20 protein-coding genes and 2 pseudogenes are annotated in these 19,851 nt (G+C 71.4%); 14 read left to right on the top strand and 8 right to left on the bottom strand.

Annotated features, from left to right (window positions below; translation table 11 throughout):
• The first annotated feature begins 171 nt into the window (after positions 1 to 171).
• Positions 172 to 951, top strand: a complete 780-nt coding sequence (locus OG885_RS25430; protein WP_405735334.1) for a DUF5707 domain-containing protein — start codon at positions 172 to 174, stop codon at positions 949 to 951.
• A gap of 45 nt (positions 952 to 996) precedes the next feature.
• Positions 997 to 1,920 carry a hypothetical protein gene (locus OG885_RS25425; RefSeq protein WP_405735332.1) on the top strand — a complete coding sequence of 308 codons (924 nt, stop codon included), beginning with the start codon at positions 997 to 999 and terminating at the stop codon, positions 1,918 to 1,920.
• Positions 1,921 to 1,971: 51 nt separating this feature from the next.
• Here the strand turns inward: OG885_RS25425 and OG885_RS25420 are convergent.
• Positions 1,972 to 2,180: pseudogene (locus OG885_RS25420) on the bottom strand (transcriptional regulator); the annotation flags it as partial.
• Between the two features lie 158 nt (positions 2,181 to 2,338).
• Here OG885_RS25420 and OG885_RS25415 point away from each other — a divergent pair.
• The 4 genes and pseudogenes from OG885_RS25415 (at position 2,339) to OG885_RS25400 (ending at position 4,516) form a co-directional block, all read left to right on the top strand.
• A pseudogene (locus tag OG885_RS25415) lies at positions 2,339 to 2,795 on the top strand (ATP-binding protein).
• 200 nt (positions 2,796 to 2,995) lie between these two features.
• Entirely contained in the window at positions 2,996 to 3,847 is an 852-nt protein-coding gene (locus OG885_RS25410; protein ID WP_405735330.1) for a helix-turn-helix domain-containing protein, read from the top strand.
• A gap of 67 nt (positions 3,848 to 3,914) precedes the next feature.
• Positions 3,915 to 4,262 carry a hypothetical protein gene (locus tag OG885_RS25405; protein WP_405735328.1) on the top strand — a complete coding sequence of 116 codons (348 nt, stop codon included), beginning with the start codon at positions 3,915 to 3,917 and terminating at the stop codon, positions 4,260 to 4,262.
• A complete protein-coding gene (locus OG885_RS25400) occupies positions 4,259 to 4,516 on the top strand; it encodes a hypothetical protein (RefSeq protein WP_405735326.1) in 258 nt (85 codons plus the stop codon). Before OG885_RS25405 ends, OG885_RS25400 begins: the two co-directional genes overlap by 4 nt.
• 42 nt (positions 4,517 to 4,558) lie before the next feature.
• Here OG885_RS25400 and OG885_RS25395 read toward each other — a convergent pair whose 3' ends face one another.
• Positions 4,559 to 5,485, bottom strand: a complete 927-nt coding sequence (locus OG885_RS25395) for a DUF3027 domain-containing protein (protein WP_405735323.1) — start codon at positions 5,483 to 5,485, stop codon at positions 4,559 to 4,561.
• Between the two features lie 304 nt (positions 5,486 to 5,789).
• On the opposite strand from OG885_RS25395, the gene OG885_RS25390 reads away from it, so the two are divergent.
• From OG885_RS25390 to OG885_RS25375, 4 genes are all read left to right on the top strand, one after another.
• On the top strand, positions 5,790 to 7,187 hold the full coding sequence (locus OG885_RS25390) for an MFS transporter (protein ID WP_405735321.1): 1,398 nt from the start codon (positions 5,790 to 5,792) through the stop codon (positions 7,185 to 7,187).
• A gap of 62 nt (positions 7,188 to 7,249) precedes the next feature.
• The gene (locus tag OG885_RS25385; protein ID WP_405735319.1) at positions 7,250 to 7,750 is read left to right on the top strand and encodes a hypothetical protein; all 501 of its coding nucleotides are present in this window, start codon (positions 7,250 to 7,252) and stop codon (positions 7,748 to 7,750) included.
• 13 nt (positions 7,751 to 7,763) lie between these two features.
• On the top strand, positions 7,764 to 8,405 hold the full coding sequence (locus OG885_RS25380) for a futalosine hydrolase (protein WP_405735316.1): 642 nt from the start codon (positions 7,764 to 7,766) through the stop codon (positions 8,403 to 8,405).
• Positions 8,402 to 9,241: a 1,4-dihydroxy-6-naphthoate synthase gene (locus tag OG885_RS25375; RefSeq protein ID WP_405735314.1), complete on the top strand. Its 840-nt coding sequence runs from the start codon at positions 8,402 to 8,404 to the stop codon at positions 9,239 to 9,241. The genes OG885_RS25380 and OG885_RS25375 overlap by 4 nt, the downstream gene beginning before the upstream one ends.
• A gap of 46 nt (positions 9,242 to 9,287) precedes the next feature.
• On the opposite strand, the gene OG885_RS25370 is transcribed toward OG885_RS25375, so the two are convergent.
• On the bottom strand, positions 9,288 to 9,671 hold the full coding sequence (locus OG885_RS25370; protein ID WP_059195867.1) for a cold-shock protein: 384 nt from the start codon (positions 9,669 to 9,671) through the stop codon (positions 9,288 to 9,290).
• Between the two features lie 164 nt (positions 9,672 to 9,835).
• Between OG885_RS25370 and OG885_RS25365 the strand changes: the two genes are divergently transcribed.
• Entirely contained in the window at positions 9,836 to 10,084 is a 249-nt protein-coding gene (locus OG885_RS25365; protein ID WP_399962863.1) for a hypothetical protein, read from the top strand.
• Here the strand turns inward: OG885_RS25365 and OG885_RS25360 are convergent.
• Positions 10,063 to 10,695 carry an HAD family hydrolase gene (locus OG885_RS25360; protein WP_399962861.1) on the bottom strand — a complete coding sequence of 211 codons (633 nt, stop codon included), beginning with the start codon at positions 10,693 to 10,695 and terminating at the stop codon, positions 10,063 to 10,065. The genes OG885_RS25365 and OG885_RS25360 overlap by 22 nt on opposite strands.
• Before the next feature lie 52 nt (positions 10,696 to 10,747).
• A complete protein-coding gene (locus tag OG885_RS25355; RefSeq protein ID WP_405735311.1) occupies positions 10,748 to 11,743 on the bottom strand; it encodes a hypothetical protein in 996 nt (331 codons plus the stop codon).
• 154 nt (positions 11,744 to 11,897) lie between these two features.
• On the opposite strand from OG885_RS25355, the gene OG885_RS25350 reads away from it, so the two are divergent.
• Positions 11,898 to 14,417, top strand: coding sequence for a helicase-associated domain-containing protein (locus tag OG885_RS25350; protein ID WP_405735309.1), 2,520 nt, complete (start codon positions 11,898 to 11,900; stop codon positions 14,415 to 14,417).
• Between the two features lie 303 nt (positions 14,418 to 14,720).
• Here OG885_RS25350 and OG885_RS25345 read toward each other — a convergent pair whose 3' ends face one another.
• Positions 14,721 to 15,260 (bottom strand): hypothetical protein, encoded by a 540-nt coding sequence (locus OG885_RS25345; protein WP_405735307.1) that lies wholly within the window; start codon positions 15,258 to 15,260, stop codon positions 14,721 to 14,723.
• 147 nt (positions 15,261 to 15,407) lie between these two features.
• On the opposite strand from OG885_RS25345, the gene OG885_RS25340 reads away from it, so the two are divergent.
• A complete protein-coding gene (locus OG885_RS25340) occupies positions 15,408 to 17,051 on the top strand; it encodes a DNA repair helicase XPB (protein WP_405735304.1) in 1,644 nt (547 codons plus the stop codon).
• A gap of 65 nt (positions 17,052 to 17,116) precedes the next feature.
• On the opposite strand, the gene OG885_RS25335 is transcribed toward OG885_RS25340, so the two are convergent.
• The gene (locus tag OG885_RS25335) at positions 17,117 to 17,302 is read right to left on the bottom strand and encodes a hypothetical protein (protein ID WP_405735301.1); all 186 of its coding nucleotides are present in this window, start codon (positions 17,300 to 17,302) and stop codon (positions 17,117 to 17,119) included.
• Between the two features lie 272 nt (positions 17,303 to 17,574).
• Between OG885_RS25335 and OG885_RS25330 the strand changes: the two genes are divergently transcribed.
• Positions 17,575 to 19,635, top strand: a complete 2,061-nt coding sequence (locus OG885_RS25330) for a HelD family protein (protein ID WP_405735299.1) — start codon at positions 17,575 to 17,577, stop codon at positions 19,633 to 19,635.
• On the opposite strand, the gene OG885_RS25325 is transcribed toward OG885_RS25330, so the two are convergent.
• Positions 19,636 to 19,761, bottom strand: coding sequence for an ArsR family transcriptional regulator (locus OG885_RS25325; protein ID WP_405735297.1), 126 nt, complete (start codon positions 19,759 to 19,761; stop codon positions 19,636 to 19,638). It abuts the gene before it with no gap.
• Positions 19,762 to 19,851: the final 90 nt, after the last annotated feature.

Below are 19,851 nucleotides of genomic sequence, written 5' to 3'. Positions count from 1 at the left end.
GCCGGTCTTGAAAATTTCCGAACAAATTTCTTACCGGCCGTACAACCATTCCCCGGCGTCGCGAATCTGATCAGCTGAGTCAACAGACTCACCGATCACTTTGGGCCCAGGCGTGCTGACACGACCGTGGGGGACGATCTCCGTCGGGGCCCCTCTTCACGTGGGGAACGCATGCGCATTCGAGTCCTCGGGGCTGCCGTCACCGGCGCCCTGGCCCTGTCCGCCCTCGCCGTGCCGGCCGCCCAGGCCGACACCATCGAAGGCGACACCACGATCTCGAACGTCGTCGTGAACGGCGGCAAGGCGGTCGTCGTCGGCGCGACCACCACCAAGACCGTCTCCGTGACCTTCAAGGTCACGGACGGCTCGGGCGTCAACGACGCCATGGCCATCCTGTGGCATGGCTCGGACTTCGACAGCTCCGACAGCGGCGCCGTGGCCACCAGCAACGACGGCTACGCCACCTGCACCGCGACCAGCTCCACCACCGCGAACTGCAAGGCCAGCTACGAGTTCGAGCCGCAGTACAACGCCGTCAACTCGGTCGCCGGCACCTGGAAGGTCTGGGGCATCGCCTCCGGCAAGGACGCCGACTACGTCCAGAAGGACAACGTCAAGACCTTCCAGGTCCAGCGTCTGTCCAAGCTGACGGTCAACGCCTCCCCGGAGCCCGTGAAGAAGGGCAAGACCATCACGGTCACCGGCAAGCTGACCCGCGCCAACTGGGACGCGGCGAAGTACTCCGGCTACTCCGGCCAGTCGGTGAAGCTGCAGTTCCGTAAGAAGGGCTCCAGCACCTACACGACCGTGAAGACCATCAAGTCCACCTCCACGGGTGGTCTGAGCACCACGGTCACCGCGTCGGCCGACGGCTACTACCGCTACAGCTTCGCGGGCACCTCGACCACCCCGGCGGTCTCCGCCACGGGTGACTACATCGACGTGCAGTAAGCACCCCTCGCACCTCTCTCTTTCCTTTCTCACCTGAGGAAACACATGCGTATTCGCGCCACCGTGGCCGCCGTCTCCGGCGCCCTGGCCCTGTCCGCCCTGGCCGTCCCGGCCGCGCAGGCGGACGGCTCGTCGTACAGCAAGGACGACCTCGTCAAGGCCGCGCAGTCCGCGCGCCAGGCCGCGGACGGCAAGTCCGCGTACGCCGCCGCCGACGACGGCGTTCCGTACACCCTCGACCTGTCCTTCTCCAACGTGAAGGTCAACAAGGGCAAGCCGATCGTCGCCGGCATCGCCAACCAGGTCACCGTGCCGGTCACCTACACCGTCACGCACGCCGAGGACATCGACCTCAACGCCTCGGACTTCGTGTTCGACGTCGAGATCTACCGCGGCACCTACGACGAGCCGAAGAACATCCTGTGGGGCGACGACTGGCCGACCTGCACGGAGACCTCGGCGACCACCGACAGCTGCACCGGCACGATCGACGTCTACCCGGGCGACGAGCTGGTCAACGCCGACGCCACCACGTGGAAGGCGATCGGCTACGCCATCGACTGGAACGACCAGGACCCGATGTCCGACGACATCGACTGGAGCAAGGTCGGCTACGTCGACCAGGACGCGCTGACCACCACCAAGCTCCAGCGCTACTCCAAGCTCACGGTCAACGCCTCCCCGGAGCCGGTCACCAAGGGCAAGACCATCACGGTCACGGGCAAGCTGACCCGCGCCAACTGGGAGACCCACAAGTACGCCGGCTACACCGGCCAGTCGGTGAAGCTCCAGTTCCGTAAGAAGGGCTCCACCACCTACAGCACCGTCAAGACCATCACGACGAACTCGACGGGCAACCTGAGCACCACCGTCAAGGCGTCGGCCGACGGCTACTTCCGCTACTCCTTCGCGGGCACCTCGACCACCCCGGCGGTCTCCGCCGCGGGTGACTTCGTCGACGTGAAGTAAGCGCGACTTCCAAAGAACGCCGGTCCCGGGAGCCACCCGGGGCCGGCGTCTTGTCGTACACACCGATCTCGACCGCCTGGGCCTCCAACTTTCCCAGCTCCCGCACCTTCTTCGGATACCGGACCTTCTTCACGTCCTCCCAGGACGCCGAGACAAGCCCACCCGCCCCCAGCACCTCGTCGGACTTGTCCAAATACTCCTGTCCACTCGTCATCCGGGTCGACCTCCCACCCCGGTTCCTCCGCCGTCTCCACCGACATCCCGCACCCCTCCGCCGTACGACCGTGCCGCAACGCCCCCTACCCGTACGCGCCCTCTGGACAGCCTGGACAGCCCTGGACAGGCCTTGGACAGTCGCTCTACGCATCGGAGTCGTCACTGTTCACGGTACGTGCGGACGGCCACGCTGAGTGACGTGATCCCCAACTTCAGCATTCAGCTCTCCCCCACGCCCCGAGGCGCCCGCCTCGCCCGCCTGCTCGCGACCGAGCAACTGCGGTGCTGGGGACTGCCGTCCGACCCGGCGGAGCAGATCGTGGCGGAGCTGGCGGCGAACGCCGTGACGCACGGCCGCATCCCCGGCCGCGACTTCCGGCTGACGCTCTACGTCGCCGGCGACACGCATCGAGGTCACCGACACCCGCGCGGATCGCCCGCCCCGGCCCGAACACGCGGCCCCCGACGCGGAGTCGGGGCGCGGTCTCACCCTCGTGGCAGCGCTCGCGTCCCGGTGGGGTGTCTCCGAGGGCCCGGCCCCACGCAAAACCGTCTGGGCCGAAGTCACCCCGGCTCCCCAAGTCCCCCTGCTCACACCGGAACCCGGCTTTCCGCGCTCCGGTGAAAGGGGCGCCCTTCCCCAAGGACCACGACGGTGAAAGGACCCCACCAAGCCCCACCCCTCCCGCCCGCAGGAGCCCCTCACCCGCCCGGGTGAACATCAGCAACTCGGCTGGCTTTTGGCCTGGTTGCTTGCTCTACGCTCACCGCAGCAACACAACCTCAGACATACAACGGCCCTCGCCGGGACTGGCATCCCAATGCGAGGGCCTGACCACCAAGGAAGCCAACCTTCCCGATGGACACCCAAAACACTAGCGCGCCCTCGCGCGCCCAGTCCCGTACGGCGGGCAAAAATCACCCTCGCTCCACCGGCGGTCTCATTCATGAGAACACCCGCCACAGCGCCCGCTTCACGGTGATCGGCAACCACCTCGCCCAGCATCCGGACCTCTCGCTCCTCGCGATCGGACTCGGCACCCACATCCAGTCGCTGCCCAAGGGCGCACAGGTGGACATCAAGAGCTTCACCGCCCGCTTCAAGGAGGGATCGACCCGGATCGCCAGCGCGATGCGGGAGTTGGAGGCCCACGGATATCTGCGCCGGGAACGGGAGCGCATCCCAGGCGGCCGCATCATCACGCGCACCGTCTCCTGCAACCAGCCTGGTGCCCGACGCGACCGCACCCACGGCGAGCCCGCCCCGCCGAAGAAGCCCCGCCCAACCCGCAAGAAGCCCCTCCCCCCGGTTCCCCGCCCGGGCTACCCCGCCCCTCAGCTCATCCAGCGGGCCACCGACCTCCTCGCCCGCCTCCACCGCGACGACCCCCGCCTGCTCCTCTCGGCGTGCGATGCCGCCAGCCTGGCCCCGGGAGTCGCCGCCTGGCTGGAACGTGACGTCCCCGCCACCCTCGTACGCGAAGCCCTGACCCGCGACCTCCCACGCGAGCCCCTGCACCGCCCGGCAGCCCTCCTGGCGCACCGTCTCACAGCCCAGCTACCGCCCCCACCACCGCCGTACGGAGCCCCCACCCCAAGACCCACCGCCCCGCACCCATGGCAGGAATGCGACGGCTGCCACCGCCTGTTCCGCTCCCCGACCCCAGGACGCTGCCGTGACTGCCGCCCTTCCTGTGCCACCGCCGGCTGAGACCGTTGTGTCCCGTCCGCTGCCCCCAATCTCGATACTCTGGCCAGGGCACCCTCTGGAGGACACCATGAGTACTCAGGCCGACCACGGACACGAGCTGTTTCCCCGTCCCGAGCTCACTCCTGACGCTCTGCGTGCCGCCCTCGCCGTCGTCGCTCCAGGTCGTCTGGACGAAATGCAGGCCATGAAGGACGACGCCTTCGCCAAAGCCGTGGAATGGCAGTCTTTGAGCCCCGTCCAAAGCTGGGTCCTCATCTGGGCCAAGGAGATCGAGATCGCCCGTCGCCCTGACCTGGCCACTCGCTACGCCCAGGCGCAGAGCAATCTGGAGCACGAGGATCCTGCCGTCGCGCGGCAAGCACTTCGTGAGCTGAGTGCGGTGGCCGATGAGGCGCTGAAAGCAGTTCGCGAGTGAGTTGGAAATGGGAGTACGCCTTCGCAGCCGAAGAGGCTGCCCGTTCCCTTCCACCGGACTTCCTGGCCGGAGTCGAGGGCGCGGCCGACGAACTGGTCAGGGCGGCTGAAGGTCTCCACGTCCACGGCCGGGCCCACGACGGCCCCGACCCGACCGGCAGCCACACCATCGTCTCCGGCGGCTGGTTCATGCATCAGGTCGTAGTGCGCAGCGAGCGGGTCTACGTCGTCCACATCACTTACCTGGGTTTCTGAACCACCCGCGCCGCGCAAGTGGCTCAGAACGGCCGGCATGGCCTACGAATGCCCCAGCTCCGCCGCAGCCTCGTCCGAGACGTCCGGTACCGACCCCGAGTCCGCCGCCGGGCGCAGCGGGAAGGCGTCGACCTTCGTCTCGTCGATCACCGGGGGCGCCGGGCGGGGCGGCTTCGGCATGATCGCCGCTTCCGAGTGGCCGCCGCAGCCGTAGGAGAGGGAGACCACCCTGCCGTCCGCCGGGGCGAACTCGTTGGCGCAGACGCCGAAGGCCTGGCCGAGGGAGCCGCCGATGGGGGTGAGGAAGCCGCAGCTGACGCAGGTGGCGGGGGCCGCCTGGGCCATGGGGGTCTTGGAGCCGAACGACTCCTCCCAGCGGTCCGCGGCGCTGTGCAGGCCGTAGCGGGACAGGACCCGGGCGCGGCGCATGCCCAGTTCCTCGGCGATCGCGGCGATCGTGCCCCGGGTGGGGGCCACCGGGAGGTTGGAGGGGGTGCCCGCGGTCACCTCCGCGTCCTCCGCCTCCACCAGCTCCGCCATCTCCTCCGAGACCGCCGAGCTCGGGATCGGCTCGTCCTCGCCGGAGTAGCCGGGCTCCAGGCGGAGGTCCTCGGCGTCGGTGGGCAGGAGGTCGCCGGGGCCCATGTCGCCGGGGCGCAGGCGCTCGCTCCAGGGGACCCATTCGGGGGCCAGGAGGGCGTCGGGCCCGGGCAGCAGGACGACCTCGTCGAGGGTCACGTTCTTGGCGCGTGACGCCCTCGCCACCGTCACCGCCCAGCGCCAGCCGCGGTAACCCATTTCCTTGCACTCGAAGAAGTGCGTGACGACCCGGTCTCCCTCGGAGACCGCACCCGTGTGCTCGCCGACTACGCCGGGCGCCGCCGCCTCCTCGGCTGCGGCGCGGGCGAGGTCGACGGCCTCGGCGCACAGGCGGTCGGGGGTGCGGCTTCGCGTGGTCGCTGCGCTCACAGGTATCGCTTCTCTCCTACGCCGTCTCTCTGGTGCGCCTGCCTGAACGCGCGGTGGGGCGGACGGAGCGGACCGGAGGGCCGCGTCGACGTCCGCGCCCGCTCGCACTCGGGCGCACCTGTCCATCCATTCTGCGGGATGGCTGAGATACGCACGCTACCTGCTCGCGTGCGTACGGCCTACACCGACGGGACGTTTACCCCCACCCATCCGACTCGGCACGGCACGAAAGCACCTCACGAAAGCACGGACATACGCGCGGTAACCGCACTACGAACGCCTCACTCGGGGCACTATGAACGTCGTGGCAACCGCTAAGACGCCCCATGGGGCCACCGGGATCAAGGGCAACGGCAGGACGCGAGGTTCTCTGCGCTCCGTCGGGCGTGCCCTGCACTTCCCGGTGACCGGCCCCGCGCGCGGCATCCGCAAGGCCACACACGCCCATGGGGCGGGGGAATCCGGCCTCGGCAAACTGATCGAGCTGCACGGTGTGAACGGCGCGGGCGATGTGATGATCACGATCGCGCTCGCCTCGACCGTCTTCTTCTCCGTCCCCACCGACGAGGCACGCGGGCGTGTCGCCCTCTACCTCGCCATCACGATGGCCCCCTTCACCGTCCTCGCCCCCGTGATCGGCCCGCTCCTCGACCGGCTGCCGCATGGGCGCCGCGCCGCCATGGCCGGGGCCATGCTCGCCCGGGCCCTGCTGGCTCTGGTGCTGTCCGGGGCGGTCGTCACCGGCAGCCTGGAGCTGTATCCGGCGGCGCTCGGGGTGCTCGTCTCCTCCAAGGCGTACGGCGTCGTACGAAGCGCTGTCGTGCCGCGGCTGCTGCCGCCCGGGTTCTCCCTCGTCAAGGCCAACTCCCGGGTCACCCTCGGCGGGCTCCTCGCCACCGGTATCGCCGCGCCCATCGGGGCGGGGCTCCAGGCGCTCGGGCCGCGCTGGCCCCTCTACGGCGCCTTCGTGATCTTCGTGGCGGGGACGTTCCTGTCCTTCACGCTGCCGCCGAAGGTCGACTCCGCCAAGGGCGAGGACGTGGCGCTGCTCGCGGCGGACGAGGAGCATCTGCACGGACCCCACCGGAAGTCGGCCAAGCGGCCGGGGCTGCGGACCGTCGGGATCGCCGTCACCCATGCCCTCGGCGCGAACGCCGCCCTGCGCTGGCTGTCCGGGTTCCTCACGTTCTTCCTCGCGTTCCTGCTGCGCGAGCATCCCCTGACCGGGGAGAGCGCGGCCGTCTCGCTCGGGATCGTGGCCGTGTCGGCCGGGGTGGGCAACGCGCTCGGCACGGCGGTCGGCGCCGGGCTGCGCTCCCGCGCGCCGGAGATCATCATCGTGACCGTCCTGGTGGTGGTGCTGGGCACGGCGATCACGGCCGCGGTCTTCTTCGGCGCGTTCCTCGTCGCCGTCCTCACCGCGATCGCCGGTTTCTCACTGGCCCTCGCCAAGCTGTCCCTGGACGCGCTGATCCAGCGGGACGTGCCCGAACAGGTGCGCACCTCAGCCTTCGCCCGCTCGGAAACAATGCTCCAGATGGCCTGGGTGTTCGGCGGCGCGGTCGGCATCGTGATGCCCCTCAACGGCACCCTGGGCCTCGCGGTGGCCGCCGCGGTGATCGCCGTGGGCTGGCTGGCGACGGTGAAGGGGCTGCTGAGCTCGGCCCGCCACGGGGGCCGTCCGGGCGCGCGCGTGGCGTAACGAACAGGGCACGCCGTACCCCGCATAAAGAGACTGCCGCACCTGCCCGATAGCCTTCGGCCATGACCACGATGCAAGCCGCTGTGCGACGCCGCCGCGCCGTCGCCGTCCTCGGCGCCGTTTCCGCCGGACTGCTCGTCCTGTCGGCCTGTGACAAGCCGACGCCCCGCGCGACCGTGACGGTCGGCAAGAACTCCATCAGCGCCGAGGCCACCTGCTACGAGGACGGTGACAACCTCGGTCAGGAGAAGGCCACCAAGTGCGCCCTGAAGAAAGCGTCCGACTCGATCGAGGTCTCCCAGAGCGAGACCCTCCGCATCGGCGTCGACCCGAAGATCGCGGACACCGGCTGGGCGCTGTGGATCAACGGCCAGCAGGTCACGACGGTCTACAAGAAGACGTACTACTCGTTCCAGGGCGTCGACCTCTTCGCCGACCAGCAGGGCCAGGCCGCCCCGAAGACGCTGTACATCAGCATCGTCGAGCAGGACAAGACGAAGAGCGGCGCCAGCGAGAAGTACAAGGGCGTCTGGAACTTCAAGCTCGTCAACGCCGACGCCTGAGCCGTCGTACGCCATGCGCATCCTCGTAGCCACCGCGGTCCCGGTCGAACGGGACGCGGTGGCTCGCGCGTTGGCGGGGGTGACGGACGTCGAGGTGATCGCGGCGGGGGTGGGTCCCGCCCGTGCCGCCGCAGCCACCGCCACGGCCCTCGCGGCCGCCCCTTACGGCCTTGTCGTCTCCGCCGGGATCGCCGGGGGCTTCCTCCCCGACGCGCCCGTCGGGTCGCTCGTCGTGGCCGACGAGATCACCGCGGCGGACCTGGGCGCGGAGACGGCCGACGGGTTCGTGCCGGTCACCGAGCTGGGCTTCGGGACCGTCAGCCATCGTCCGCCGGAAGCACTCGTACGAGATGCCGTCGCCGCCACCGGGGCCCGCGCCGGAGCCGTGCTCACCGTCTCGACCGTGACCGGCACCGCCGCCCGCGCGGCCCTCCTGAAGGACCGTCACCCGACCGCGCTCGCCGAGGCGATGGAGGGTTTCGGGGTCGCCGAGGCCGCCGCGGTGCACGGGGTGCCCGTGCTGGAGATCCGGGCCGTCTCCAACCCCGTCGGCCCGCGCGACCGCGCCGCCTGGCGGATCGGCGACGCGCTGGAAGCCCTGGCGGAGGGCTTCGGGAAGCTCGCACCCGTACTGGAGAGTTGGAACACGGTATGAGCCTCGACATCGCTTACTCCCCCTGCCCGAACGACACCTTCGTCTTCGACGCCCTCGCGCACGGCCGGGTGCCGGGCGCGCCCGCGCTGGACGTCACGTTCGCGGACATCGACATCACCAACGGCCTGGCCGAGCGCGGTGAGCTGGATGTGCTGAAGGTGTCGTACGCCGTGCTGCCGTACGTCCTCGACGAGTACGCGCTGCTGCCCTGCGGGGGCGCGCTGGGGCGGGGCTGCGGGCCGCTGGTGCTGACCCGGGAGGCCGGCGCCGATCTCACCGGGCGGACGGTGGCGGTGCCGAGCGAGCGGTCGACGGCGTATCTGCTGTTCCGGCTGTGGGCGGCGGACACCCTGCCGGGCGGGGTCGGCGAGATCGTCGTCATGCCGTTCCACGAGATCATGCCGGCCGTGCGGGACGGGAAGGTCGACGCCGGACTCGTCATCCACGAGGCCCGGTTCACGTACCAGAACTACGGGCTGCACAAGCTCGCCGACATGGGCGAGCACTGGGAGAACACCACCGGGCTGCCCATTCCGCTGGGCGCGATCATCGCCAAGCGGTCGCTGGGGGCGGAGACGCTGACGCTGCTCGCCGACTCCATCCGCCGCTCCGTGCGCGCCGCCTGGGACGAGCCCGAGCTGTCCCGGCCGTACGTCATGGAACACGCCCAGGAGATGGACCCGGCCGTCGCCGACCAGCACATCGGGCTGTACGTCAACGAGTTCACGGCGGATCTCGGCACGGACGGATACGCCGCGGTCAGGGGACTGCTGACACGTGCGGCGGCCGAGGGGCTGGTGCCGCCCCTCGGCCCGGACGCACTGGAATTCCCTTAGAAATCCACCAGTTCGGTACGTCTTCCGTACGTGTTCCGTAGGACTTCTATACGTCGAGTTGGTCGGCGACCGCGCGCAGCAGGCCGGCGATCTTCTTTCCGGCCACCTTGTCGGGGTAGCGGCCACGCTCCAGCATCGGCGTGATGTTCTCCAGGAGGGTCGTCAAATCCTGGACGATGGAGGCCAGTTCGTCCGGCTTCTTACGCGTTGCCGCCGCGACCGACGGGGTCGGATCGAGGATGACGACCGAAAGGGCCTGGTCACCGCGCTGTCCGGCGACGACCCCGAACTCCACTCGCTGGCCCGGCTTCAGTGTCTCGACTCCGGCGGGGAGGACCGAGGAATGGACGAAGACGTCACCGCCGTCGTCGCGGGAGAGAAAGCCGAAGCCCTTCTCGCTGTTGAACCACTTGACCTTGCCGGTAGGCACGTCTGTTCCTCGTCCTCGTACTCGTCGGAAAACTGCTTCTGAAACGGCTCTTGATAGCACTGGGGCGGGTCGTCGGGACCCGCCGGTACCAAGGCTAATGGTCTTCAGGCCGGTGACAAGACGTCGCCCGGTTGTTCCTTCGGGCAGGGAACTACCCTGGTCCGGTGCGTGACAAAACCCAAACGAATTCCGCCGTGCCCGGTGACCGACTGATCCGTGCCGGAGCCGTCGTGTTCTTCATCGGTGCCGTGGCCACTCTGGTCACCGTGGCCCCGTTCCTGCTCGGTACGACGCCCTTTCCGACGTACATGTTCGGACTGAGCATGCTGATGGGCGTCGGATTCCTGGTGGCCGGGGCCGGCGTGCTCCGCTCGGTCGCCGCGGGACGGCGTCAGGCGCGGGCCGGAAGGTAGCCGGCGAGCCAGTCGGGGAACCGGGTGAGGTCGTCGAGCACGACGTCCGCACCGGCCTCGGTCAGCTCCGCCGCGCTGCACGGGCCCGTCGGCACGGCCACCGACAGCGCCCCGGCGGTGCGGGCACCGCGCACATCACCGACGTGGTCGCCGACGTACACGCTCGCCCCGTGCTCGCGCAGGGCCACCGCCTTCTGCTCGGCCCACAGGTTGCCGATCACCGCGTCGGGCGCCATGCCCAGGTGCTCCATGTGCAGCTTGGCGTTGGGCTCCCACTTGGCGGTCACGACGACGGCCCGGCCGCCCGCCGCCCGCACGGCCGCTATCGCCTCCCGGGCACCCGGCATCGCGAGGGTGCCGGTGATGGCGTACGTCGGGTAGAGCTCGCGGTAGAGATCGGCGACGGCCGGGACCTGCTCCGCGGGGAACCAGTGGGCCATCTCCTGCGCCAGCGGCGGCCCGAGCCGGGTGACGGCGAGATCGGCGTCGATGTACGTCCCCGTCCGCTCGGCGAGCGCCACATAGCAGGCGCGGATGCCGGGACGGGAGTCGATGAGGGTCATGTCGAGATCGAAGCCGACGGTCGGGGCGGAGATGGGTGCAGTGGCCATATAGGCCATTGTGCCCAGTCGGTACGGCGGACAGACAGCGGATGAAGACGGCCTACCGCTGCCGCTGCGACCGCCACACCAGGAACAGCGCCGACGCCACCGCCGCGCCCCGCACCACCCACGGCCAGGTGTCGGCGACCGCGGCGTTCATCTGGCCCTCGGCGACGGGCTCGCCCCAGCGGCCCTCGTGCCGGCCCCACAGCCACACGATCCCGGCGGTGAGCGCGAGGCCGGGCAGGTACATCACCGCCCACTTCGTCTCGGCGTCGGTCAGCCGCCGTGAGGCGTAGGCGATCAGCCAGCCGAGGAGGAGCACGACGAGGTTGCCGATCACCGCGCCCGCGACCAGGAGAGTGGCGGCGAGCAGGAGCAGGGGGTTGGTCCACCTGCCCTTGGGGCCCCTGAAGAGGGACGGGAGGCGTCGGCGTGGGGCCGCGACCTCCTCGGCGACCCCCTCCAGTTCCTCTTCCTCGGGCCGCCCCGCCTTCTCGACCGGCGGCTTCGGGTCCCGCTTCGGCGGCGGAGGCTTGAGCAGCTCGGGGATCTCCACGCCGCCGACGAAGCCCGGGACGCTCTCCCCGGCGCCGAACGGGGTGTCGTCCAGCCGCCACCAGTCGGGCTGGAGCTCGCTGTCCCCGAGATCGGCCGCGGCGGCCAGATGGGGTGGGGCGGGGGCCTGGTCCGGCGTCTCGGAGGTCTCGGCGGGGCGGGGCTTGGGGATGATGCGGCGCAGGCCCTTGGGGCGCGGCTCCGCCACCTCGCGGTCACGCTGCACGGGTACGGCGGTGGGTGTGGGCGCGGGCACCGACGCGCTCTGCGGGGCGCCGCCGGCCGCGGTGACGACGTCGTCGGGGCTGCCGAGGTGGTCGATGATGCGGCGCACGGCCGCGGGACTGTCCACGGGGGCCTTGGCGCGGCGCCGGTCGATCTCGTTGCGCAGCTCGGAGACGAGGCGCATGCGCGTGCCGGACGGCAACTGCCGCTGCTGCGCGACGTCGCCGACGCGGCTCAGATACTCGTAGACGACCTGATCGCTCTCGATACCCACGAAGTCCCTCCGGGGGGCGGCGGGTTGATGCCCCGTGGGTGACGGTATCGCGCGCGGGGCGGCCGATGTCGCCGCGTACGGTCGTGCCGCCGGGGCGGGTTGCGACCCGCTGGGCCGCGCCGCACCGTCGTACCCACCCGCTACCGTGGGTCGGATGAGCACCCCGGCCACCCCGCCCCGCTCCCTCGCCGAAGCCCTCCGGGCCAGGGACGACGCCTCCCTGGCCCTGCTGCTGCGGGCCCGCCCCGATCTCATCACCCCCGTCCCCACCGACCTCACCCAGCTCGCCACCCGCGCCGGGACGCGTGCCTCGGTCGTGCGCGCACTCGAACGCCTGGACCGGTTCGCGCTCCAGACGGCGGAGGCGCTCGCGGTGGCCCAGGACCCGGCGTCGCGGACGGAACTGCTCGGGCTGATGGCCGGGGACGCCGGGGACCCTGCCGTCGCCGCCGCGCTGCCCCGGGCGCTGGGCACGCTGCGCGAACAGGCGCTGGTGTGGGGCGAGGACGAACGGCTGCGGCTGGTGCGCACCGCGCGGGAGCTGCTCGCGCCCTCGCCGCAGCATCCGTCGCCGACGGGGCTCGGGCCGACCGTGCAGGAGGCTTCGGCGGGGATGTCGCCGGGGCGGATCCAGGAGCTCGTGGCGGCGGCCGGGCTGCCGTCCACGCACGACTCCGTGTCGGCGGTGGCCGCGCTGGCCGGGCTGTTCACCGACCGCAAGCGGATGGCGAAGCTGCTCGGCGGGCTGCCGGAGGAGTCCCTCGACGTGCTGCGGCGGCTGGTGTGGGGGCCGCCGTACGGGCAGGTCACCGCGGATCCGGCGCCCCGGCTGCGGCGGCTGCTCGACCTCGGGCTGCTGCTGCCGACGTCGCCGGGGACGGTCGTCCTGCCGCGGGAGGTCGCGCTGCATCTGCGCGGCGGGCTCGCGCACCAGGTGACCGAGCCGGTGCCACCGGCCGTGGAGGCGGTGGCGACCTACCGTCCACAGGTGGTGGACGCGACGGCGGCCGGACAGGCGTACACCGCGCTGGCGACCGTGGAGGAGTTGCTGAAGGACTGGGACGAGGGCGGTCCGACGGTGCTGCGGGCCGGCGGGCTGAGCGTGCGGGACCTGAAGCGCACCGCGGTCGCCCTCGACGTGCCCGAGCCCGTCGCCGCGTTCTGGGTCGAACTGGCCTACGCCGCCGGGCTGCTGGCCTCCGACGGGGAGGCCGACGAGCGGTACGCGGCGACCCCTGCGTACGACGAGTGGCTGGAGCGGCCCGCCGCCGAACGCTGGGCGCGGCTCGCGGAGGCATGGCTGACGGCGACCCGCACGTCCGGGCTGGTCGGCGGCCGGGACGCCAAGGAACGGGCCCTGTCGGCACTCGGTCCGGGCCTGGACCGCAGCGCGGCGTCGGAGGTACGCCACCGGGTGCTGACGCTGCTGGCGGGGCTCCCGGAGGGGGCGGCACCGGCGGCGGAGTCGGTGCTGGCCCGGCTGCGCTGGGAGCGGCCGCAGCGCCGTGAGGACGACCTCCGCTCCCGACTCGCCCAGTGGACGCTCAGTGAGGCCGAGCTGCTCGGCGTCACCGGGCGGGGGGCGTTGTCGGCGCACGGGCGGGCCCTGCTGGGGGCCGCCGCCCCCGCCCGGGCCGCCGCGCAGGAGCCGACCGGCCCCGGCGACAAGCTCCCCGTGCACCGTCACCCCCTACCGGCACCCCACCCGGAACCCCTCTCCGCCGCCGAGCAGGCCGTCGCCGCCGCGGCCGCCGGGCGGCTGCTCGCGCCGCTGCTGCCCGAGCCCCTCGACCATGTGCTGCTCCAGGCCGACCTGACGGCGGTGGCGCCCGGGCCGCTGCAACGGCCGCTCGCGGACACGCTGGGGGTACTGGCGGACGTGGAGTCGAAGGGTGGCGCGACCGTGTACCGGTTCACGCCCGGCTCGGTGCGGCGGGCGCTGGACGCCGGACGGTCCGCCTCCGACCTGCACGCCTTCCTCACCGCGCACTCCCGTACGCCGGTGCCGCAGCCGCTGGCCTATCTGATCGACGACGTGGCCCGCAAGCACGGGCATCTACGGGTCGGCGCGGCCTCCGCGTACGTGCGGTGCGACGACGACGCCGTGCTCAACGAGATCCTCGCCGACAAGCGCGCCGCCGGGCTCGGGCTGCGCCGCCTGGCGCCCACCGTCCTCGCCGCGCAGACCGATCCGGCCGCCCTCCTGGACGGGCTGCGCTCGATGGGCTTCGCGCCCGCCGCCGAGTCCGCCGAGGGCGATGTCCTCATCGCCCGCGCGCACGCCCACCGCACCCCGCCGCGCACGGCACCCGAGCCGGTCCCGGACGGCCCGCCGGTGCCGGACGCCACGCTGCTGACGGCGGCGATCCGCGCGATCCGCGCCGGTGACCTCGCCTCCACGGCCCCGCGCAAGCAGACGCCCTCGGCGACCCCGGCCGGTGGACTCCCCCGCACCGGCTCCGCCGAGACCCTCGCCACCATGCAGGCCGCCGTCCTGACCGGCGAGGCCCTGTGGATCGGCTACGTCAACGCCGAGGGCGCCGCCAGCCAGCGCGTCATCGCCCCGGTCCGGGTCGAGGGCGGCTTCGTCACCGCGTACGACCACACGGCGGACGAGGTACGGACGTATCCACTGCACCGGATCACGGGGGTCGCGGAGCTCGCCGACGACTAGGGCCCGGCCGGCGGATCATGCCGCGGACGCGGGGGCCGGCCGCTAGGGCCTGTCCGGCGGATCAAGTCGCAGGAAAGCAGCAGCGCCTCATCGACGCCGATGAGCGGGGGCGATGGGGGTGCCCCCGCGCGAGGTTGTTCGAGCGTGGGGGAGCGTCGGAATGCAAGGCGGAGGAGGGCGGCGACGCGATGGGGGCCCCTCCCGCTCGAGCGAAGCCGAGAGTGGGGGCGCCGGCAACCGACGACAACGCCGCAGGCCGGCGTGCCAGCCCCCGCGTCTGCGGCATGATCCGCCGGACAGGTCCTAGCAGTCGCTCACCGGGGCGTCCGCGGCCAGGCCGAAGTGGGTGCGGGCGGCGGCTTCCAGGGGCGTGGCCGAGAGGCTGTCGTCGAGCTCGGCGCGGGTGAAGTGACCGAAGTGGGTCTGGGTCCACTCGGCGTACCCCGCCCCGTCGGGCGGCTCCTCCTGGGACACGATCCGGTAGCCGCCGGACGCGTCCCGCTCCAGGCGCAGCACCTGCGGGACATGAGCGCCGGAGCACTCGACGAGGGCGTGTGCCTGGACGCCGTACTCCATGCAGAGCGTGTCGACGCCCGCCCGGACGACCCCGTCGCGCTCGTCGAGCTCCAGCGCCTCCGCGTGGCAGAACCAGCGCGCGTCGAGCTCCGGGACGGTCTCGCCGTACCCGGTGCCGTGCGACTCGGCCTCCAGGCGTGCCTCTATCGCGGGCCGTATCTCGTGCCACAGGTCGGGGTCGACGGCCTGCGGCCACATCACCCACGCGCCGGTGGCCACCAGTACCGCCGTGGCCCCGACACCGAACCCCCATCTGCCCACCGACATCACCGCGTGCTCCTCACTCCGCCGGTCCCCGCCCGACTAGACAGACGACGCCGGTCAGGGGTTGCCCACGACGGCGGTCTTCCGAGAACCCGCTTCCCGCCGCATACGGCACACTGGAGGTTTGGCCCGTGCGGAAGGAAGTGCTACGTGAACGGACCGCTGATCGTCCAGTCGGACAAGACCCTGCTCCTGGAAGTCGACCACGAGCAGGCCGACGAGTGCCGTCGGGCCATCGCGCCGTTCGCGGAGCTGGAGCGGGCGCCGGAGCACATCCACACCTACCGGGTGACACCGCTGGGGCTGTGGAACGCGCGCGCGGCCGGGCACGACGCCGAGCAGGTCGTCGACGCGCTCGTGCAGTACAGCCGGTATCCGGTGCCGCACGCGCTGCTCGTGGACGTCGCCGAGACCATGGACCGGTACGGACGGCTGACGCTCTCCAAGCATCCGACGCACGGGCTCGTGCTGACGACCACCGACCGGCCGGTGCTGGAGGAGATCCTGCGGTCGAAGAAGGTCGCGCCGCTGGTGGGGGCGCGGATCGACCCGGACACCGTCCTCGTGCACCCGTCCGAGCGCGGGCAGATCAAGCAGACGCTGCTGAAGCTGGGCTGGCCCGCCGAGGACCTCGCCGGGTACGTGGACGGCGAGGCGCATCCGATCGAGCTCGCGGAAGACGGCTGGGCGCTGCGGCCGTATCAGAAGCAGGCCGTGGAGAACTTCTGGCACGGCGGGAGTGGGGTCGTGGTCCTGCCCTGTGGTGCCGGGAAGACGCTCGTCGGCGCCGGGTCCATGGCGCAGGCCAAGTCGACCACGCTCATCCTCGTCACCAACACCGTCTCCGCCCGGCAGTGGAAGCACGAGCTGGTGAAGCGGACCTCGCTGACCGAGGAGGAGATCGGCGAGTACAGCGGGACGAGGAAGGAGATCCGGCCCGTCACCATCGCCACCTACCAGGTGCTGACGACCAGGCGTAAGGGCGTCTACCCGCACCTGGAGCTGTTCGACTCCCGGGACTGGGGGCTGATCGTCTATGACGAGGTGCATCTGCTGCCGGCGCCCGTGTTCAAGTTCACCGCCGATCTCCAGGCCCGGCGGCGGCTGGGGCTGACCGCGACCCTCGTCCGGGAGGACGGGCGGGAGTCGGACGTCTTCTCGCTCATCGGCCCCAAGCGGTTCGACGCGCCCTGGAAGGAGATCGAGGCGCAGGGCTACATCGCGCCCGCCGACTGCGTCGAGGTCCGGGTCAACCTGACCGACTCCGAACGGCTCGCGTACGCCACGGCCGAGCAGGAGGAGAAGTACCGCTTCTGTGCCACCACCGCGACGAAGCGGAAGGTGACCGAGGCGATCGTGCGGCGCTTCGCCGGGCAGCAGATCCTGGTCATCGGGCAGTACATCGACCAGCTCGACGAGCTCGGGGAGCACCTCGGGGCGCCGGTCATCAAGGGCGAGACGCCGAACGCGCAGCGCGAGAAGCTCTTCGACGCCTTCCGGGAGGGCGAGATCAGCGTCCTCGTCGTCTCGAAGGTGGCGAACTTCTCCATCGACCTGCCGGAGGCCACGGTCGCCATCCAAGTGTCGGGCACCTTCGGGTCCCGGCAGGAGGAGGCGCAGCGGCTGGGGCGGGTGCTGCGGCCCAAGGCGGACGGGCACCAGGCCCACTTCTACTCCGTGGTCGCCCGCGACACGATCGACCAGGACTTCGCCGCGCACCGGCAGCGGTTCCTGGCGGAGCAGGGGTACGCCTACCGGATCGTGGACGCCGACGAGCTCTTGGCGGAGGACTGAGGACGAGGGGCTGAGGACGAGGGACTGAGGACGGGGGCTGAGGACAGGGGCCGGGCCCCGGGGGCCTACTTCTTGCGGCGGACGCCGGCTTCCTCGCCGTACTCGCCGAGGACGATCACTTCGAAGGCCGCGCCGGCGAAGACGCGTATCGCGCGGAGGATGTCGCCGACGCGGTGGGTGGGGTGGGTGTCGGTGAGGGGGGTCGCCCCGGACGGGCGACCGGGCGCTGGGGTGATGGTCGCTGCACTCATGTCTCCATGGTGGCTTTCGAGGCATAAGGAGGGCATCGGTCCAAGGTCCCGACTTGCTGCGATACCTGAGTCGTAGGGGCCGTCCCTTAGGGGGAGAGGTCCGCCAGGGAGAGAGGTCCGCGGAAATCCATTGGCGGCTCCTCATCCCCCTCACCTACAATCTCCGCTCTTGCCCGCCTCCCCCGCGGAGTGCCGCCGACCGGACGGAAACCGGTCGGCATGTCGCAGCGCCCAGCAGCCACACAGCCCGCAGCACCTTCGGAGGCACCCCCTTGTCCACGCCCGCCGACGACCCCGCGCCCCTGGACGACCCCCTCGGCCGCGAGCGCGGTCATCTCGCCGCGTCCCGCGCCGCCCTGCGCGCCATGCGGGAGGACGCCGAGTCCCTCGACATCAAGGACGTCACCGCGAACTGGGTCAACGCCCAGATCCTGGAACGCCAGATCAACGAGCGCATCAAGGCGCTGGCCGACCTCAGCGACACCCCCCTGTTCTTCGGCCGCCTCGACTATCTGCACGCCCCGGGCGCCGAGCAGGCGGAGGGCGCGGATGGTGAGCGCTTCTACATCGGGCGGCGGCATGTGCACGACGGCGACGGCGACCCGATGGTCATCGACTGGCGTGCGCCGGTCTCGCAGCCGTTCTACCGGGCGTCGAAGAAGGACCCGATGGACGTCGGTCTGCGCCGCCGCTTCGGGTACACGCGCGGCGACATCACGGCCTACGAGGACGAGCATCTCTCCGACCCGGCCGAGGCGGCGACCACCAGCAAGCTCCTCCAGCAGGAGATCGAGCGTCCGCGTGTGGGCCCGATGCGCGACATCGTCGCGACCATCCAGCCCGAGCAGGACGAGATCGTGCGGTCGGGCCTTGGCGGGACCGTGTGTGTGCAGGGAGGGCCGGGGACCGGGAAGACCGCCGTGGGTCTGCACCGGGTCGCGTATCTGCTGTACGCCCACCGCGACCGGCTCGCCCGCACCGGCACCCTCGTCATCGGGCCGAACCGGTCCTTCCTGCACTACATCGAGCAGGTGCTGCCCGCGCTGGGCGAGTTGAGCGTGCAGCAGGCCACGGTCGACGACCTGGTCGCCAAGGGCGCCGAGGTGCGGGGGACGGACGACGCGCCCGCCGCGGTCATCAAGGGTGACGCGAGGATGGCGGAGGTGCTCCGGCGGGCCGTCTACTCGCATGTCACGATGCCGACCGAGCCGGTCATGGTCGTACGCGGCTCGCGCAGGTGGCGGGTTCCGGCGTACGAACTGGAGGACATCGTCCGCGAGTTGCTCGACCGCGACATCCGCTACGGCGCCGCCCGCGACGCCCTTCCGCAGCGCATCGCGCACGCGGTGCTGGTGCAGATGGAGCGCGCGGGCGAGGCGCCGGACGACCGGGTGCAGGACGCGGTGGCCCGCAACCCGGCGGTGAAGGCGGCCGTGAAGGAGATCTGGCCGCCGGTCGATCCGGCGAAGCTGGTGCTGCGGCTGCTGACGGACGCGGACTTCCTCGCCGCCCACGCGCACGGGATCCTCGACGAGGCCGAGCAGAAGACGATCCTCTGGGCGAAGCCGGTACGGTCGGTGAAGTCGGCCAAGTGGTCCGCCGCGGACGCCGTGTTGATCGACGAGGCTACGGACGTCGTCGCGCGCACGCACTCGCTCGGGCATGTGGTGCTGGACGAGGCGCAGGACCTCTCCCCCATGCAGTACCGGGCGGTCGGCCGCCGCTGCACCACCGGCTCGGCGACCGTACTCGGCGACCTCGCGCAGGGCACCACGCCCTGGGCGACGCGGAGTTGGGACGAGGCGCTCACCCACCTCGGCAAGGCGGACGGCGTCATCGAGGAGCTGACGGCGGGTTTCCGGGTGCCGACCGACGTCATCACGTACGCCTCCCGGCTGCTCCCGCACATCGCGCCGGGCCTCACCCCGGTCGCGTCGGTGCGTGAGAACCCCGGCTTCTTCGATCTGCGGGAGATCGGCGACACGGCCGAAGTCGTCGCCGCGTGCGAGGAGTTGCTGCGCAACGAGGGCTCGACGGGCCTGATCGCGGCGGACGCGCGCGTGCCGGTGCTGGCGGAAGCCCTAGACGCGGCCGGCATCGGCTACCTCGCGCCCGGCGAGGAGACGACCGAGGAGACCCGGCTGACGCTGGTGCCGGCGTCGCTGGCGAAGGGCCTGGAGTACGACTACGTGGTCCTCGACGAACCGCAGGCGGTCGTCGACGGCGAGCCGGACGAGCGGACGGGGCTGCGGCGGCTGTACGTCTGCCTCACCCGAGCCGTCTCGGGCCTGATCGTGACCCACGCGGCCCCGCTTCCGCCGCAACTCGCCTGATCACGGCAGGGATTTCAGCAGCGCTTCCATGAGGCCGGGGAACCTCGCGTCCAGGTCGTCGCGCCGCAGCTGCACATAGCGGTTGCGGCCGACGGCACGGGTCGAGGTGAGCCCGGCCTCACGCATGCTAGGTGGGGGCGGGGGTTGCTGCGGTGGCTGGCTGTGTGGCGGGGGTTACTACGGCTGAGGGGGTGCCTGTTGATGAGCGTCGCCGGG

This window comes from Streptomyces sp. NBC_00028, from assembly GCF_045041065.1.
Lineage (GTDB): Bacteria > Actinomycetota > Actinomycetes > Streptomycetales > Streptomycetaceae > Streptomyces.
This window is presented reverse-complemented; position numbering and strand designations above follow the sequence as displayed.